The sequence below is a fragment of the Gordonia sp. SL306 genome (assembly GCF_026625785.1).
Lineage (GTDB): Bacteria > Actinomycetota > Actinomycetes > Mycobacteriales > Mycobacteriaceae > Gordonia.
On sequence record NZ_CP113063.1, the window covers coordinates 954,058 to 974,161 of the forward strand.

General features: G+C 69.7%; 1 protein-coding gene (cut by both window edges). It reads right to left on the bottom strand.

This entire window lies inside a single protein-coding gene on the bottom strand: locus OVA31_RS04360, encoding a non-ribosomal peptide synthetase. The 49,002-nt coding sequence extends 14,449 nt beyond the window's left edge and 14,449 nt beyond its right edge, so the window shows coding positions 14,450-34,553 — codons 4,817 (partial) to 11,518 (partial); the first complete codon in reading order (the gene reads right to left) occupies window positions 20,100-20,102. Both codon boundaries (start and stop) fall beyond the window edges.

A 20,104-nucleotide genomic window follows, 5' to 3' on the forward strand; every position in this document is an offset into this window, starting at 1 on the left:
AGTCGCTGCTCCCACGATTCCGCCTCGGCGGGCCGGGTCCGCGGGAGTTCCTCGAGCACACCCGCCCATCGCCGCGCAGAGGTGACCTCTCCGGGCAGCTCGATCGGCACACCCGTGGTCCGCTGCGTCCACGCCGTGGCGAGCTCGGTCGCGACGACGGGCCAGGAGATTATGTCGATGGCGATGTGGTGCACGGACACCATCAGGCGGCCGTCGCCACCGGACCGCGGGCGCAGACCGGTCACCTCGACGAGCCGTCCGGCGGCGGGGTCGAGCCGGCCCAGAGCGGCTCGGTGCTCGGTGTGCAGCAGGTCGTCGAACTCAGCGGTTCCGGGATCGGCGTCGACGTCGACGATGCGGACGGCGGCGGTCGGGTCGAACGCCGCCGCGCCTGCGGTGAGGACCCATCCGTCGTCCGGGGATTCGACGAGCGTCGCCGTCAGCATCGGATGGTTGGCCACCACGGCGTCGAGCACGGCCCGGAGGTCGTCGACCCCGATCGCCGCGGGCAGCGTCAGTGTGACGGTCTGCGAGAAGTCGGCAAAATCCTCCGCCCGATCGGAGAGCTCGAGCATCCAATGCACTCCGGGGGTGAGCGCGGTCGGTCCGACACCGCCTCCCTCGTACTCCGGCAGGACCGCGGCCTCCCGGCTCGTGGTCGCCCGGGCGATGGCGCGGATCGTCTTGTGTTCGAAGATGTCCCGCGGGCTCACGTCCAATCCGGCCGCCCGCAGCATCGACGAGAGCTGGATCGACATGATCGAATCGCCGCCGAGGCCGAAGAAGGATTCGGTCACCGAGACATCGTCGATCCCGAGAACACGGGCCACCACATCGACGATGGCACGCTCGGCGTCGGTCGCGGCAGGCACGTGACCGGTTTCAGGCGAACCGAACTCGGGTGCGGGCAAGGCCTTGCGATCGAGTTTCCCTGCGCTGTTGAGTGGCACCTCGTCGAGCACCGACCAGACCGTCGGCCGCATGTGCTCCGGCAGCGACCGCGCCACGACACCCTTGACGATGTCGAGATCAACCGACGAACCCGCCACGTAGGCCACGAGATGCTGGGCGCCGCCCGGCGCAGTGGCCACGGTCGCCGAAGCGTGTACGACGCCAGGCGAGGACGAGAGCACCGACTCGATCTCGCCGAGCTCGATCCGCTGACCACGCAACTTCACCTGGAAGTCGCTGCGCCCCAGATACTCCAGCTCACCGTGTACTGATCGACGCACCAGATCGCCGGTGCGGTACAACCGGGCCCCCGGCAGACCGTACGGATCCGCGACAAATCGCTCCGCAGTCAGCTCAGGCCGAGAAACGTACCCGCGCGCCAGCTGCACCCCGCCCAGGTACAACTCCCCCGGGATCCCAGGGCCGACCACATGCAGACGATCGTCCAGCACCAGGGCGCGGGTATTCCATACCGGCGTACCGATGAATACTGTCGGCTCGCCCGACTCCACCTCGTGGTGAGTGACATCGACAGCGGCCTCGGTCGGGCCGTACAGGTTGTGCAAGCGCGCACCGGGCAGCGAGCTGCCGGCTGCCTGCGCGACGGACGGGGCCAGCGCCTCACCCGAGGTGAACACCTGCCGCACCGAGGTCAGGGCACCGAGTCCGGCGGCACCGAGAACGTCGATGAACGCCGACAGCATCGACGGGACGAAATGCAGCGTGCTGACCCGTGCGCTGCGAATCAACTCGGCAAGGTACAGCGGATCCCGGTGACCGTCCGGCCGGGCGATCGCCAGTTGGGCGCCGACCATGAACGGCCAGAACAACTCCCACACCGACACATCGAAGGTGGTCGGGGTCTTCTGCAGCACCACATCGGAGGGCTCCAGGGCATAAGAGTCCTGCATCCACGTGAGTCGGTTGACGATGGCCGCGTGTGACACAGTCACGCCCTTGGGGCGACCCGTCGACCCGGAGGTGAACAACGTGTACGCCGGATGATCACCACGCAGTGCCATGATCCGGTCCGCATCGGTCACCGGCACCACGTCGGGCTCGATGGCAGTCGATGCGCCGACGATCATCGTGTCGACCGACAGCGCGGAGGTCAGCGAATCCCCACTCTCGGCGACGAGCACCAGTCGTGCACCAGAGGTCGTGAGCATGTATTCGACCCGAGCCACGGGAGCATCCGGATCGACGGGCACGTAATGTCCGCCGGCGGCGATGATCGCATGGACCGCGATGAGCAGCTCGACCGAACGTGGGATGGCCACGGCGACTGCTACTTCCGGTCCGACGCCACGGTCGATCAGAATCCGCGCGACAGCAGACACACGTGCGTCGAACTCACCACGGCCGACAACCCGGTCACCGAAGACCAGCGCCGTCGACGACGGCGACCCGGACGACGCGAGCAGTTCGGGCAGGGTCCGTGCCGGCACCTCGGCCGCCGGCCCATCGGAGAACGCGATCTGACGCTCGATCTCGTCGGCGCCGAGGATATCGATGTCACCGACCGCCAGGTTGTGGTCGGCGGCGAAGGCGGTTGCGATCGCGGTGAGAGCCGACGCGGCTCGCTGTACGGTCTCATGGTCGAAAAGCTCGGTGGCATAAACAATCTTGCCGATCATCTCGTCACCGGTGTCGACCAGACCGAACGTCAGATCGAACTTCGCGGAGTCCGTCTCGGGATCGACCGCCTCGATCTGCAGGTCACCGATCTGATTCAGGTGGGCTGCGCTACCACCACTGGACTGCTCGAACACCAACAGCACCTGGGCCAATGGTTCGAACGACTCCGAGCGCACCGGATCCAACGCCTCGACGACCTGCTCGAACGGCGCGTCGGCGTGGGCGAAGGCATCGAGATCGGTACGCCTGATCTGCTCGATCAGGTCCGCCGGCGTCGTCCCGGGGTCGACGGCGGCACGCAGGACGAGCGTGTTGACGAACAGACCCACCAGGTCGTCGAGAGCGGAGTGCCCGCGCCCGGCCACCGGCGTGGCGATGGCGATGTCGTCGGTCGCCGACAGTCGCGCCAGCAGGGTGGCAACGGCAGCGTGGATGACCATGAACAGCGTCGCTCCATGCGTCTGCGCGAGCGTCTGCAGGGCATCGCGGAGTTCGGCGGGAAGCCGGAACTCGACGGTGGCGGCGTCCGTGGACACGACCGCGGGTCGCGATCGGTCCACCGGGAGCTCCAGATGATCGGGCAGACCTGCGAGCTCATCCGACCAGTAAGCGATCTGACGACCCAGTAAGGACTCCGGATCGGCCGGATCGCCGAGTGCCCGACGTTGCCAGATCGCGTAGTCGGCATACTGCAGCGGCAGCTCGTCCCAGCTCGGGGCCTCGCCGGAGATCCTCGCCTGGTAGGCGAGGATCAGGTCCCGGGCCAGCGCGGGAGCTGATTCACCGTCAGAAGCGATGTGGTGCACGACGATCACCAACACATGCTCATCACGGCCGACCTCGGCGACGCGCACCCGGATCGGGGCATCGGTGGTGACGTCGAAGCCGCGCGCGAGAATCGAGCGAGCGCCCACATCGTCGGTACGGAACCAATCGATGTCCGCGACGCCGACGGGCGGCGCGACGCGCTGCGACGGGAGCCCGTCGACACCCCCCGGGTACACCGTGCGCAACACCTCGTGGCGGTTGATGACATCCGCGAGGGCTCGCCCCATCGCGGTGTCGTCCACCTCGCCACGCAGTCGCAGCACGACCGGGATGTTGTAGGCGGGCGAGTCGGGTTCGAGTTGATTGATGAACCACATCCGCTGCTGCGCAAACGACAGCGGGATCTGCTCGGGACGCGGGTGCGGTGAGCGCGCCGGGCCGACCGGGGTCTGCGCGCCGGACATCTCAGCGTCGACGAGGGCAGCGGCCAGATCACGTGGCGTCGGGGCATCGAAGAGCGCCCGTACCGGCACCTGGACCCCCAGCGCCTCGGCTACGCGGGCGGCGACCCGGGTGGCCGACAGCGAGTTGCCGCCGAGATCGAAGAAGCCGTCGACCACCGACACCCGGTCGACGCCGAGCACATCGGCGAACACACCTGCAACGGTCGACTCCGCATCGGTCTCCGGCGCCACGTACCGGCCCGCGGCGAACACCGGTTCGGGCAACGCCCGACGATCCAGTTTGCCCGCCGAGTTCAGCGCGATGTCGTCGAGAACCATCCACACCGACGGCCGCATGTATTCCGGCAATGCCTCTGCCGTCGCCGACTGCACCGCGGACAGGTCGATCGATCGGCCGGGCGCGCCGGCCAGATATGCGACGAGATGCTGCCCGCCGTCGGGCCCGTCGACGACGGTCGCCGCCACGTGGACAACGCCTTCGGCGTCGGCGATCGCCGCCTCGATCTCACCGAGCTCGATCCGCTGTCCGCGCAGCTTCACCTGGAAGTCGGTGCGGCCCAGGTACTCCAGTTCATCGCGCGAGTTCCACCGGACGAGGTCGCCGGTGCGGTACAAGCGGGTTCCCGGCTCACCGAAGGGGTCGGCGACGAATCGCTCCGCCGTCAGGTCCGGCCGCGCCGCATACCCGCGCGCCAACTGCACACCGCCGACGTAGAGTTCGCCTGCGACGCCAATCGGGACCGGATGCAACCGCGCATCCAACACATACGCCGTCGAATTCCACACCGGCGCACCGATGGCCACCGACGGGACATCCCGGTCGATCGCCTCGATCTCCTGATAGGTGATCTCGACGGCGGCCTCGGTCGGACCGTACAGGTTGTAGAACAACACGTCCGGGAGCAGCGCGCGCGTCTCGGCCGCCACCGCGGGCGGCAACGCCTCTCCGGTCGTCGACACGATCCGCACCGAATCGAGGGCCCGCACCCGTTCGGCGCCCGCCACCTCCAGGAACACCGACAGCATCGACGGCACGAAATGCACCATCGTGACGCGGTGTTCGGCGATCTGCTCGGCGACGTGCACGGGGTCGAGGTGTCCGTCGGCCCGCAGGATCACCATGCGCGCGCCGACCATCAGGGGCGCGAAGATCTCCGGTACGGAACAGTCGAACGTGTACGGGGTCTTGAGCATGACCGCATCGGTCGCGTCGATCGGCAGCTCGTCCAGGCCCCACCAGAGGCGGTTGACCACCGCGTCGTGCGGCAGGGTCACGCCCTTCGGGCGACCCGTCGAGCCGGACGTGAAAATGGTGTAGACCGCATGATCCGGTCCAAGCGGCACGCGGCGGTCGGCGTCGGTCACCTCTGCCGCGGCAGGATGGTCGGGATCGACCTCTGCGGCCGCATCGACCTCGACGATGCGCAGTTCTGCGGCGAGGTCGTCGATCGCCGCCGGGCGGTCGGTGTGCGCATCGACCAGCACCACCCCAACGCCTGCGGTGTCGACCATGTACCGGGCACGATCTGCCGGCACCCCGGGGTCGACCGGGACATACTGACCGCCTGCCGTGACCACGGCGTGGATGGCCAGCACCATCTCGACGGATCGCGGAATGCACACGGCCACCGACGTGTCCGGGGCGACACCGAGCGCGATGAGGTCACGGGCAAGGACGTTCACGCGGGCGGCGAACTCGCGATAGGTCAGGGTCCGGTCGCCGGACACCAGCGCCGTGGCGTCCGGTGTGGCCGCTGCCTGCCGGACCAATGCGGTGGGCACCGTGTCACGCGGCAGGTCCTTGTCGCGGCCTGCCGACAGGGCGCGTCGGCGCCTGCGGTCGCTCTCGGTGAGCAGCTCCACATCGCCGATCGGCGTGGCGGGGGCGGTGACGAGCTCGCGCAGGAGACGCTCGAAGCGGGCGGCGAACTCGACGATCGTCGCCTCGGTGAACAGGTCGGTGGCATAGATGATGTTGCCGCCGAGGGCCGCGGTCGGGTCGTCGGCGCGCTCGGGCGAGACCTCGATGGTGAGATCCACCTTGGCCGAGGGCGCGCCGGCGTCGACCGGGGTGACGCTCAGACCGGGCAGGGCGAGCGCGTCGGAGAGCGCCCGCTGGTAGGCCAGCATCACCTGGGTCAGTGGTGCGAACGCCTCGGAGCGCAGCGGATTCAGCTTCTCGACGAGGTGCTCGAACGGCACATCGGCGTTGGCGAAGGCGTCGAGGTCGGTGCTGCGCGTCGCCGCGACGACGTCGGCGAATCCGGCAGCGGGATCGATCTCGGTGCGCAACACCAGGGTGTTGACGAACATACCGACGATCTCGTCGAGTTCGGCGCGGCCGCGACCGGCGACCGGGGTGCCGATGGCGATGTCCGAGGTCCCGGACAGCCGCGCGAGAAGTACTGCCAGACCGGCGTGCAGCACCATGAACTCGGTGGCCCCGAGTTCGCGGGCGAGGTCGGTGATGCCGCGCCGGGTGTCACTCGGGATGGTGAAGCGGATGTTCGCCCCGCGCATGCTCGCCACCGGCGGCCGGATGTGGTCGGTCGGCAGGGCGAGCAGGTCGGGCAGCCCATCGAGGGTTCGAACCCAGTGCGCCATCTGTCGGCCCAGCACCGAGGTCGGATCGTCGGTGTCGCCGAGCACGCGCTGCTGCCAGAGCGCGAAGTCGGCGAACCCGACCGCGAGCGGAGCCAGGTCGGGGCGCTGTCCGTGGCGACGTGCCTCGTAGGCGGCCAGCAGGTCACGCACCAGCGGCCCGGTCGACTCCCCGTCGGCCGCGATGTGGTGCGTGACGACGAGAAAGACGTGATCGTCGGTTGCCAGTCGGGCGATTCGCGCACGGATCGGCATGTCGGTGGTGACGTCGAACCCGGTGGTGGCGACAGTGGCGATCGTGTCGAAGGCCGCCGCCGGATCGTCGATCTCGGCCCAGTCCAGCTGCTTGCGGGCCTCGTCGACACCGACGATGACCTGACGTGGGCGTCCGTCGGCGGCCGGGAACACCGTGCGCAGTGTCTCGTGCCGCTCGACGACGTCGCCGAGCGCGGCACGCAACGCCTCGACGTCGACCTGTCCACGCAGCCGGAGTGCCACCGGCAGGTTGTAGGCCGGGGAACCGGGTTCGAACCGGTTGATGAACCACATCCGCTGCTGTGCTGTGGACAACGGGATGACGTCGGGGCGCGGGCCCGCGACGAGGGGCTCGACCTCGGTGTCACCGGTGTGGATGCGGCGCGCGAGGTCTCGGACGGTCGGTGCCTCGAACAGATCCCGGACACCCACATCGGCTTTGAGAGCACCGCCGACGCGCGCGCTCACCCGGGTGGCCGAGAGCGAGTTGCCGCCGAGGTCGAAGAAGCTGTCGGTGACCGACACCCGATCCACGCCGAGCACCTCGGCGAAGACCTGTGCGATCGTCTCCTCGATCTCACCGTCCGGTGCCACGAGTTCCCCGGCGGCGAACTCCGGCTCGGGCAGCGCACGCCGATCGAGCTTGCCGGTGGTGCCGAGCGGAACGTCGTCGAGCGTCATCCACACGGTGGGACGCATGTATTCGGGCAGCGCACCGGCAACCCGGTCGCGCACCGCGTCGAGATCGAGGCGCTGGCCGGGTCCGGCCGCCACATACGCGACGAGATGCTCGCCGCCGCCGGGGGCCGTGGCGACGGTGGCAGCCGCGTGGACGACGCCCGGTGCGGAGGTCAGCACCGATTCGATCTCGCCGAGCTCGATGCGCTGGCCGCGCAGTTTCACCTGGAAGTCGGTGCGGCCCAGGTACTCGATCTCTCCCGACATGCTCCAGCGGACGAGGTCGCCGGTGCGGTAGAGCCGACCGCCGTTGCCGAACGGATCTGCCACGAAACGTTCGGCGGTGAGATCCGGACGCGCCGCGTAGCCGCGGGCGATCTGCACGCCGCCGAGGTACAACTCGCCTGCGATACCCGGCGGCACCGGACGCAGCCGGTCGTCGAGGACCCACACCGCCGTATTTCGGATCGGACCGCCGATCGGCACCACCGTGCTGTGCTCGCCCACGGTTCCGATGGTCTGCGCGGTCACCTCCACGGCGGCCTCGGTGGGGCCGTACAGGTTGTGCAGCGCCACGTGCGGGAGTCGTTCGCGGGCGGCCCGGGCGAGGGCGGGGGGCAACGCCTCCCCCGCGATGTAGAGGTGGCGCAGTCCGGTCATGGCGGCGAGTTGCTCGTCGTCGACGACATCGAGGAAGGCGGCGAGCATCGAGGGGACGAAGTCGACGGCCGCGATGCCGTGCCGGGCGACGAGTGCGGCCAGGTAGGCGGGATCGGCGTGTCCACCGGGGCGGGCGACGATCACCCGCGCACCGATCATGAACGGTGCGAACAGCTCCGGCACCGACACGTCGAAGGTGTACGGCGTCTTCAGGATGGTGGCCGACGTCGCATCGACCCCTTCGAAGGTCTCCAGTCCCCACCGGAGTCGGTTGACGACCGACCGATGGGAGACGGTGACGCCCTTGGGGCGGCCGGTCGATCCGGAGGTGAAGATCGTGTAGGCCGCGTGCTCCGGGCGCAACGGTGCACGGCGATCGTCATCGGTGATCGCCGCACCCGCATCGGCCGGAACACTCGCATCGACCACCATGGTGTCGACGCCCGCAGCGGCGATCGCCGCAGGCACTCCCCCGGGCCCGATGAGAATCGTTGTCACCGAGGCGGTGTCGGTCATGTAGCGCACCCGGTCGGCCGGCGCCTCGGTGTCGATCGGCACATACTGACCGCCGGCGACCGTGATCGCGTGCACCGCAACGAGCATCTCGATCGACCGTGGCAGACAAACTCCCACCGCGTCGTCGGGTCCGATGCCCGCCGCGATCAGCGACCGCCCGAGAGCGTTGACCTGCGCGCTGAACTCGCCGTACGTGATCTCGCGGTCGCCGTCGATCGCGGCGAGGGCATCCGGTGTGAGCGCGGCCTGTGCGGCCAGACCCGCGCCCACGAAGTCGGCCGGTTCATCGATCCGGTCGCCGTGACTCCACGTCTCGACGATGTCGCGGTCCGCGGGTGTCAGCAGGTCGACATCGCCGACACGGCCCGGATCCTTGGCGCTGAGCGCGATCAGGATCTGTGTGTAGGCGTTGCCGAGATGCTCGATCTGGGCTTCGGAGAACGCGTCCGGTAGGTATTTGAGCTGTAAGGACAAGCCCGAAGTGGCGGCATCGGCCGTGGCGCCCGAGCTCTCACGTGCCGGTGCGGCGATCAGGTTCAAGGGGTAGTGCGTTGCATCTCCGGTGCGGATCGCCGTGATCTGGAGGTCGTCGGACTGTCCGTTGTCGGCGATCGTATCGGCGTCGACCGGGTAGGACTCGTAGACGGTGAGGGTGTCGAACAGCGCGTGGTGGCCGGTGGTCGCGGCGATGTCGGCCAGGCCCATGTGCTGGTGATCGAGGAGTCGGGTCTTGGTGTCCTGCAAGGCACGTACCGCGTCGTCGATCTGCTGCTCGGGGTCGACCGTGACCGCGACGGGCAGCGTGTTGATGAACAGGCCGACCATCTGCTCGACGCCGTCGATGTCGGCCGGACGGCCCGATACCGTCTCGCCGAAGCCGACCGTCTGCTGCCCGGTGAGCCGCGACAACAGGACCGCCCAACCGAACTGGAGCAGGGTCGAGGTGGTGACGCCGAGTCGCCGAGCGGCGTGCCCGAGGGCGATCCCCAGATCGGCCCCGGTGTCGATGACGTGCTCGCGCGGCCGCGCATCCTCGGTGGCCACCCTTCCGGGGGCGACCACGGTCGGGCCGTCGAGGCGGGCCAACGCGTCCGACCAGACCGCACGCGCGGCCGCGTCGTCCCGCCGGGCGAGCCACTGCAGGAAGGTCGCGAAATCTCCACTGTCGGTGGAGGTCAACGGGTGACCGCCGAGATACGTGCCGAACAGGTCACCGACGATCAACGGTCCCGACCACCCGTCCACCACGAGGTGATGGCTGGTGACGACGAGTGCGGCGCGGGATCCGGGCAGCAGCACCAGCGCGAATCGGATGAGGCCGGGTTCGGAGAGGACGAACGGACGCCGCATCTGATCGACCGCGATCGATTCGAGGCGCTCGTCGGGCTCCCCCGTCTCGTCGCGGAGATCGATCGTGGCCCACTCCGGATCGATCCGGGGCGGCACGACCGCGACGACCGTCCCCTCGACGGTCCGCACGTAGCCCGAGCGCAGCACTCGATGGTGAGCCAGGAGACGTATTGCGGCAGATCGCATCCGCTCGACGTCGACATCGCCCGCGAGTTCGATCACGGCCTGCGTCACGTACACGTCGACCTCTGCGGTCGCGGACCTCTCGTCGCCCGGCGTGGCCCCGAGTTCGGCCTGGAAGTAGAGCCCCTGCTGCAGCGGGGTCAGTGGCCAGATCTCGGCACCGGGATAGCGGCGACCCAGATCATCGATCTCGTCCTGGCGCAGACGCGGTCCGATGAGATCTGACGGGGACGGCCCCGGGTCCGCGGCCTCGGTCGCCGCGACGATGGCGGCCAGCTCGGTGGACCAGCGGGCTCCGAGATCGGTGACCTCGTCGTCGGTGAGCGAACCCGGCCGATACGCGAATGATGCGCGGAGCCGTCGGTGCCCGTCGATGACGACGGTCTGCACGTCCACCGACAGCGCATGCGGCATCACCAGGGCGCCGCTGAGCGTCGACGGGAGCTCGACGGCGTCGCCGGACGGGACGAATGCCTCATCGGCGGCGTCGCTGTTCTGCTGGCCCGACGCAGCGACATTTCCGAAGTAGTTGAACCCGATCGAGGGCAGGCGCCTGCGCCCGAGCTCGGCCAGGTCGGCGAGGGTCGCGGCATCGGTGTCCGAGCCGGTGAGAACGCGCGGCGCGAGATAGCGCAGCAGGCCGAATCCGAGGCCGTGGTCTTCACGGCCCCGGAGCTCCTCCTTGGTCTCCTTGACCGTGCGCACGACGTCATGAGCGCGGCCGACCGGGATACGCACCGGGGATATCGTCGTGAACCACCCGACGGTTCGCGATAGGTCGACGGCGCGCGGATCGTCACCGCGGGCGGCGATCTCGGTTTCCCGGCCGTGGCCCTCGACGCCGAACACGACTGCATCGTCGACCGCCCCTGGGTCGTCGACACCCGCTGTGTGTTCGCCGGTCCACCCATGGACGGCCCTGGCCAGCGCGGCGAGCAGCGCATCCTGGGTACCGGCCCCGAAGGCTTCGGGCACGGTGGTGAGCAGCGCGCGTGTGGTGTCGGCGTCCACCAACAGCGGCACGGTCACCGGCTGCGCCGCACGGGTCTCGGCGCGGCCGAGTTCACGGCCGATGCGCGGTGGGTTCGCCGGCAACCGCTCCAGCCAGTACGGCAGTTCGGTCAACCGGTCGGCCGCGTGGTCGGCGAGCAACCGGGACCACCGACGAACCGACGTACCTTCGGGTTGCGGTGCCGGGGTGAGACCGGATTCCCGCTGCGACCACATGGTCGCCAGGTCGACCACGATCGTCGGCCACGACACCGCATCCACCGCGAGGTGATGGATGACGATCAGCAGCCGGGCGCCGGCACCGACCGCGGTACCGCCGTCGGGGATCTCGACCGCGTCGGGTACCACCACGACGCAGCGCAGGATGTCGCCCGTTGCGGGATCGAGTTCGGCGAGTGCCTCGGCGTGCAGATCGGTGATCGCGCCGGCGAACTCCGCGCTGCCGGGCGACGCCCCCACCGCTGCGATCCGCACCAGTCGCCCGGTGTCCACGGGGGCTCCGGTGTCGAGGTTCCACTCCCCCTCGACCCGGCGCAGTCGCACGGTCAGCATCGGGTGGGCGGCGACGAGCGCGGCGACCATGTGCCGCAGGTCATCTCCGGTCAGGCCGGCGGGCAGATGGAGGAGATTGGCCTGCGAGAAGTCGGCGAAGTCCGCGGGCGAATCGGCATGCTCGAGCATCCAGTCGACGATCGGGGTGATCACCATCTGTCCGGACGGCCCGTCGGGCAGTTCCGCGAGCGGTTCCACCGCCGCGCCGACGACACCCGCCGCCGCGGCCATCGCGCGGATCGTCTTGTGTTCGAAGATGTCCCGAGGGGTCAGGGCCAAACCCGCGGACTTGGCCGCGGATGCCAGCTGGATGGACATGATGCTGTCGCCGCCGAGGGTGAAGAACGAGTCGGTGGCGCCCACCCGTTCGGCACCCAGCAGGCCGGCGACGATGCCTGCCAGGGTGCGCTCGGAATCCGTCGCGGGTGGCACGAACTCGGTGTCGGCGACGAAGTCCGGGGCGGGCAGGGCGGCCCGGTCCAACTTGCCCGCGGGGGTCAACGGCAGCGCGTCGAGCACGATCAGCTGCGCAGGCACCATGTGAGCGGCCAGTCGCCTGCCTGCCTCGCGCGACACCGCGGCGGTGTCGAGGACCGTCCGGTCGTCGGCTACAAGGTAGCCGACCAGTCGGGTCCGTCCGGCGGGGTCCTCGGCACCCAGGGTGAGCGCATGGGCGACGCCCGGGGCGGCGGCGAGCACGGCGTCGATCTCGCCGAGTTCGACTCGCTGGCCGTTGATCTTCACCTGGTGGTCGGCACGCCCGGCGAACTCGATCTCGCCTGCGGGAGTTCGCCGGACCAGGTCGCCGGTGGCGTAGAGGCGTGACCCGGGCAGTCCCAGCGGATCGGCGACGAATCGCGCGGCGGTCAGGCCTGCCCTCGCGAGGTACCCGCGCGCCAGGCCGGGCGCCGAGAGATACAGCTCGCCGATGACGCCGTGCGGCACCGGGTTGAGGCGCTCGTCCAGGATGTAGGCGGTGAAACCGCGGATCGGCCGCCCGATGGTGACCGGTCGGCCCGGCAGCGATCGGCCGGCGGTCGCCCAGATCGTCGCCTCCGACGGTCCGTAGAAGTTGAACAGTGCCCGCCCCTCGACGGCCCACCGATCGATCAGGTCGGGTGGGCACGCCTCGCCACCCGTGGCGAGGTGCTTGAGCGTGGTCAGTCCCGCGGGATCGACGGTGGCGAGCACGGTCGGCGTGATCAGTGCATCGGTGATCCGGTGCCGCGCGATGAGGGCGGCGAGTTCGGCGCCACCGTAGATCTCGGCAGGCGAGACCACCAGCGTGTGCCCGGAGCCGATGGCCCAGATCATCTCCAGCATCGAGGCGTCGAAGCTCGGCGATGCCACGTGCAGGACGCGTGTGGCGGGGCCGGAGGACACTTCACGCAGCGCCTGGACGAGGTCGGAGATGCCGCGGTGGTTGACGGCGACCGCCTTGGGGCGACCGGTCGAGCCGGACGTGTAGATCAGGTAGGCGAGGTTGTCGAGGCGTACCGGTGCGAGCCTGTCGGCGTCGGTCACGGCGTCCGCCGACTCCCGCCCGGTCGCCTCGATCAGGTCGGTGTCGTCGAGGACCAGCCAGTGGGGCTGATCGCGGTCGCCGAGCGTGACGCGGTCGGCGGCCGTCGTGAGGCCCAGGGCCGCACCCGAATCCGACAGCATGTGGTCGATGCGCTCGTCAGGGTAGGTCGGGTCGATCGGCAGGTAGACGCCGCCTGCCTTGATCACCGCCCAGGTGGCGATGACCGACTCGATCGACCGCGCGATGCCGACCGCGACGACCACGTCCGGTCCCACACCGCGGCGGATCAGGGTGCGGGCGAGCCGGTTGGTCCGGGATTCGAACTCCTGGTAGTCGATCGTCTCCGCGTCACTGATGAGCGCGGCATGCTCCGGATCGAGGGCGCGGTCGCCGAGGACCTCGGGGAGAGTCTTCCCGCCACCGAAGGTCTCGTTCGCCCGGGCCGCCGCCGCGAGTTCGGCTCGGACGGCGTCCATCTCCCGCCGCTGGGCATCGTCGAGCAGATCGATGTCGCCGACGGCGGCGGTCCGGTCGCCGGTGACCGCGCCGAGGACCCGCAGCCACGTGTCGGCGAACCCCAGGATCGTCGCCTCGTCGAACAGTGCTCGCGCATAGAGGAACTCGGCCGTCAGGCCGGGGGCCCCGCCGCTTCCGGAGTGTTCGCGCACGCCGACGGTGAGGTCGAACTTGGCATCCTGTTCGGCGAGGTCGAGAGGTTCGATCTCGAGTCCGGCCCCGGTGAAGGCCGCGCGACCGCTCGTGTCGTCGGTCGCATAGGTGAACGCGATCTGGGTGAGCGGTGCGTGCGCTGTGGATCGTTCCGGTGCCAGCGCATCGACGAGTTGCTCGAAGGCGACGTCGCCGTGGGCGAAGGCGTCGAGGTCGACGGCGCGGACCTCGGCGAGGAAGTCCTCGACCGACACCGCCGGGTCGACGGCGGTCCGCAAGACCAACGTGTTGACGAACATGCCGATCAACTCGTCGAGGACGGCCTGTCCGCGGCCGGCGACGGGCGCCCCGATCACCACGTCACGTGTCGCGGCGAGCCGGGCCACGGTCAGGGCGAGTGCGGCGTGGCACACCATGAACGGCGTGAGGCCGGTGTCGGCTGCGGTGCGGTGCACGGCAGCGGCGAGATCCGCGGGTATGTCGATGCTCGCGCGTTCGCCGTCGGCTTCGAGCACCGACGGCCGCGGCCGGTCCATGGGCAGGTCGGTGACCGCCGGGATCTCGTCGAGGACCGACAGCCAGTGCGCGAACTGCCTCCCGACGGGTGAGGTCGCGTCGTCGGTGCGGCCGAGTGTCCGGTGTTGCCACAACGCGAAATCGGCGTACTGGACGGTCGGCGGCTCGGCGGCCGAACCGCCGCCGGTACGCGTCAGGTAGGCACGAACCAGATCTGTCGCGAGAACCTTGGCAGACTCCCCGTCGAAAGCGATGTGATGGCACACCACGATGACGTCGGTGGTCGCCGAATCCGCTGCCCGCCAGACTCGTCCGCGAATCGGGAGGTCGCGCGCGACGTCGAAGCCGCGGGCGGTGGCATCGCGCAGATCGCCGGATTCGCGGGCGAGCGACCAGTCGAGATGCTCGGCGGCGGCGTCGACGTCGAGGATGCGCTGTGCGGGTCGTCCGTCCACGGTGGGATATACGGTGCGCAGGATCTCGTGTCGTCCGATCACGTCCAGCAGCGCATCGAGCAGGGCGTCGTGATCGACATCTCCGGTCAGCCGCAGACCCAACGGGATGTTGTACGCCGAGGATGCGGTGTCGAACTGGTTGATGAACCACATCCGCTGCTGCGCGAACGACAACGGGATGACGTCGGGCCGGGGCTGCGCGACGATCGGAGCCGTCGCACCGGTTCCCGGACGGACCCGTTCGGCCAGCGAGCGCACCGTCGGTGCGTCGAACAGGTCCCGCACCGAGACGTCGGTGTCGAGGGCGCGGCCGACGCGAGCGGCCACCCGGGTGGCGGACAGCGAATTGCCGCCGAGGTCGAAGAAGCTCTCCGTTGCCGATGCGCGGTCGAGGCCGAGGACCTCGGCGAAGACACCCGCGATGGCCACCTCGGTGTCGGTGGTTGGCGCCACGTACTCGGCGCCGCCGCGCTCCGGCGCAGGCAGGGCACGTCGGTCGAGCTTGCCCGAGCCGGTGAGCTCGACGCGCTGCAGTGGCATCCACACCGTCGGCCGCATGTACTCCGGGAGCAGGCGGGCCGTGAGTGCCTTGACCTGGTCCAGATCGATCCCGGTCGCGCCGGATTCCTCGGTGCTGCCTGCGAGGTAGGCGACCAGATGTTCGGATCCGTCGGCGGTGGTCGCGACGGTGGCTGCGGCGTGCACGACACCTGGCGCGGACACGAGCACCGCCTCGATCTCGCCCAGCTCGATGCGCTGACCGCGCAGCTTCACCTGGAAGTCGGTGCGGCCCAGGTATTCCAGATCACCTTGGGGGTCGTGGCGGACCAGGTCGCCGGTGCGGTACATGCGGGCCCCGGCCGGCCCGGCCGGGTCCGCGACGAACCGGTCAGCGGTGAGGTCGGTGCGTGAGGCGTACCCGCGTGCGAGTTGCAGGCCACCGAGGTAGAGCTCGCCGGGCACCCCGATGGGGACCGGATGGAGTCGGGCGTCGAGGACGCGCGTGGTGGTGTTCCAGACCGGCCGGCCGATCGGCACGGTGGTGTCGCCGTAACGCACCTCGTGGTGGGTGACGTCGACGGCTGCCTCGGTGGGTCCGTACAGATTGTGCAGCCGCACGTTCGGCAGCGCGTCCAGCGCGGCCGCGGCGACCGAGGGTGCCAGCGCCTCACCGGAAGTGAACAGCTGCCGGATCGACGACAAGGCGGAGAGCCCTTCGGGGCCGAGGACGTCGATGAAGGCCGACAACATCGACGGCACGAAGTGCGTGGTGGTCACCCGTTGCTCGCGGATCAGCTGCGCCAGGTAGGCCGGGTCGCGGTGGCCATCGGGGCGCGCGATGACGAGGGTCGCGCCGACCATCAACGGCCAGAACAATTCCCACACCGACACGTCGAAGGTCACGGGAGTCTTCTGCAGCACGACGTCCGCGCCGCGCAGTCGGTAGGAGTCCTGCATCCAGGCCAGGCGGTTCGCAATGGCCGCGTGGGTGATGACGACGCCCTTGGGGCGGCCCGTCGAGCCGGAGGTGAACAGGGTGTAGGCCGCGTGGTCGGGGGTCAGCGGAGCACTGCGGTCGGCATCGGTGACCGGTGAGGAGTCCGCGGGGACTGGCGCAGACACGTCGGCGACCACGAGGCGACGCTCCGAGTCGGCGAGCACGTCCGGCACGCTGCCGGGGCCGACGATCACTGCCGCCACGCGTGCGGTGTCGAGCATGTAATCGATGCGGTCCGCAGGCGCATCGGGATCGATCGGCACGTAGTGACCGCCCGCGGTCACGACCGCATGGATCGCGACCAGCATCTCCGCGGAGCGTGGGACCGCGACGGCGACCGCGACATCCGGGCCCACGCCCGCCCTGATGAGCTCGCGCGCAAGGCTGTTCACCCGGGCGCCGAAATCGGCGTAGGAGATGCTCCGGTCGCCGTCGACGAGGGCGGGCGCGCCGCGGTGTGCACGGACCGCAGTCGCCATCGCGTCGGGCAGTACCGGAGCGTCGGTGTCGACGTCGAGGCCGAGCGACCAGGCTCGGAGCTTGCCACGCCCGGCCGAATCGACCAGCGGCACATCGCCGATCACCGTCGCCGGGTCGTCGACGACCGCGCGCAGGATCGCGACATACCAGTCGGCGATCCGGACCGCCGTGTCGTGGTCGAACAGGTCGGTCGCGTAGACGATCGAACCGTCGAGGGCGGTGAGGCGGCCATCGTCGGAACGCGTGGCGGACAGGCCGACGGTGAGGTCGAAACGTGCTGCGGGCTCACCGGGTTCGGCAGGCGCGATGCTCAGGTCCGGCAGGTCGACCCGTGATTGCGCATGCTGTTCCAGCGTGAACATCACCTGTGCGAGCGGGGCGAAGGCCTCCGATCGGGTCGGGGCGAGTCGTTCGACGAGGTACTCGAACGGGACGTCCGCGTGGCCGAAGGCATCGAGATCGGTTCCGCGGGTGGCAGTCAGCAGGTCGCCGAACGACATCCCGGGGTCGATCTCGCTGCGCAGCACGAGGGTGTTGACGAACATGCCGATCACGTCGTCGAGGGCGGACTGTCCACGGCCGGCCACCGGCGTCGCGATGGCGACGTCGGTGGTGGCGCCGATGCGGCCGAGCAACGCTGCGAGGGCGCCATGCAGCACCATGAACGGTGTCGCACCATGGCGCCGGGCGAGATCGTCGACGGCGTCGACGAGATCGGCGGGGAGGTCGAATGCGGCGAGGCCACCCCGCAGCGATGCCGCGTCGGGACGCGGGCGATCGGTCGGCAGTTCGATGACGTCGGGCAGGTCGGCGAGCTGTTCGGTCCAGTACGAGACCTGCTGTCCCACGATCGAGTCCGGATCGTCGGCGGAGCCGAGCACTCGTTGCTGCCACAGCGCGAAGTCGGCGTACTGGACGGACAGGTCCGGCCATCCCGGTGCGGTGCCCGCGGTCCGTGCGGTGTAGGCGGTGACGATGTCGCGCAGCAGCGGGGCGAGCGACTCACCGTCGGCGGCGATGTGGTGGATGATCACCACGAGCAGGTGGTCGTCGTCCCCGGTCGAGACCAGCGCAGTGCGGATCGGTAGGTCGCGGGTGACGTCGAATGGTTGCCGGGCGAGATCGCGCGCGGTGGCGATGTCGGCAGGTCGGCTCCACCAGGATGTGTCGGTCGCCAGGATCGCGGGATCGAGGATCTGTTGTGCCGCATCGCCGTTCTCATCCGCCGGGAAGACGGTGCGCATGCTCTCGTGGCGGGTGATCACGTCGGCGAGCGCGGCGCGCAGGGCGTCGGCGTCGAGGCGGCCGGAGAGCGTCAGCGCGAACGGGATGTTGTAGGCAGGCGACGACGGGTCGAACCGGTTGATGAACCACATCCGCTGTTGTGCGCTCGACAGCGGGATGCGGTCGGGGCGTGGGCCTGCGACCAACGCTTCCGTTGCCGGCCCGGTGACATCGGCGACCTGGGCGGCGAGCGCACGGACGGTCGGTGCGTCGAAGAGGTCGCGCACCCCGACCCGGGTACCGAGGGCCTCGGCGACGCGGGCTGCGACCCGGGTCGCCGACAGGGAGTTGCCGCCGAGGTCGAAGAAGCTGTCGGCGGCCGACACGGTGTCGAGGCCGAGGACATCGCCGAACACTGCGGCGACGGCGCGTTCGGCATCGGTTCGGGGCTCGGCGTACTCCCCGGCCGCGAACTCCGGCTCGGGCAGAGCGCGGCGGTCGATCTTGCCCGCGGTGTTGAACGGCATCACCTCGAGCAGAGACCAGACCGTGGGGCGCATGTACTCCGGCAGCGTCTGCGCGGTGGTCTCGCGCACGGCCTCGAGGTCGATCGAATCGCCCGCGACGTAACCGACGAGGTGTTCGTCGCCGCTGGGTGTGGCCGCGACCATGGCGACCGCGTGCACGACGCCCGGCACGGATGCGAGGACGGCCTCGATCTCACCGAGTTCGATGCGCTGGCCACGCAGCTTCACCTGGAAGTCGGTGCGGCCCAGATACTCCAGCTCGCCGTCGGAGGTGTGCCGCACCAGGTCCCCGGTGCGGTACAGGCGTGCGCCGGATTCGCCGAACGGGTCGGCGACGAAACGGTCGGCGGTCAGATCCGGCCGGGCCGCGTATCCGCGCGCGAGCTGCACACCACCGAGATACAGTTCGCCTGCCACACCGGGCGGAACCGGACGCAGCTGCGGATCCAGCACCCGGGTGGTGGTGTTCCAGACCGGACGGCCGATCGGCACAGCGGTGTCGCCGGGCCGCACCTCGTACGAGGTGACGTCGACGGCCGCCTCGGTGGGTCCGTACAGATTGTGCAGCCGCGCGTTCGGCAGCGCCTCGAGTGCCGCGGCGGCCACCGGCGGCGCAAGCTCCTCCCCCGAGGTGAACACCTGGCGGATCGATGTCAGCTCGGCGAGACCGGCAGTCCCGACGACGTCGATGAACGTCGACAGCATGGACGGCACGAAGTGTGTGGTGGTCACCCGCTGCTCGCGGATCAGTTCCGCCAGGTAGGCCGGATCGCGATGGCCGTCGGGACGGGCGATCACCAATTGCGCGCCGACCATCAACGGCCAGAACAACTCCCACACCGACACGTCGAACGTGGCAGGCGTCTTCTGGATCGCGGCGTCGCCGGCGTCGAGCGGGTACGACGCCTGCATCCACGCGAGTCGATTCGCGATCGCCTCGTGCGTCACCGTGACGCCCTTGGGGCGGCCGGTCGATCCGGACGTGAAGAGCGTGTACGCGGGGCTCTCGGCCTGCAGCGGGGCGATCCGGTCGGCGTCGGTGATCGGCGCGACGGTCGCGTTCGGTGCCTCGGTCGGGACGGTGACGATGCCGATCTGCTGTGCGCTGAGAACGCCTGCGGTGTCGTCGGTCACGAGCACGAGCATCGCGCCCGACGTGTCGAGCATGTACCCGATCCGGTCAGCCGGGGCCTCCGGGTCGATGGGCACGTAGTGGCCGCCTGCCGCGACCACGGCATGCAGGGCGACGAGCAGTTCCACCGACCGAGGAATACACACGCCCACGGCGACTTCCGGTCCCACGCCGCGCGCGATGAGATCGCGTGCCAGGGCCGACACCCGCGAGCCGAACCGGGCGTACGTGACCGAGTCGCCCTCGAAGACGAGCGCGGTCGCATCGGGTGTCGCCCGGACCTGCGCGGCAACATGATCGGTGATGAGGCCGGCATCGACGCCGACGTCGTCGCCGTGCGCCCACCCGGTGACCAACGCCCGATCGGCGTCGCTGATGGTGTCGACGTCGGAGAGGAGGCGATCGGGCATCTCGACGAGCGTGGCCAGCACCGTGCGGACATGGTCGGCAA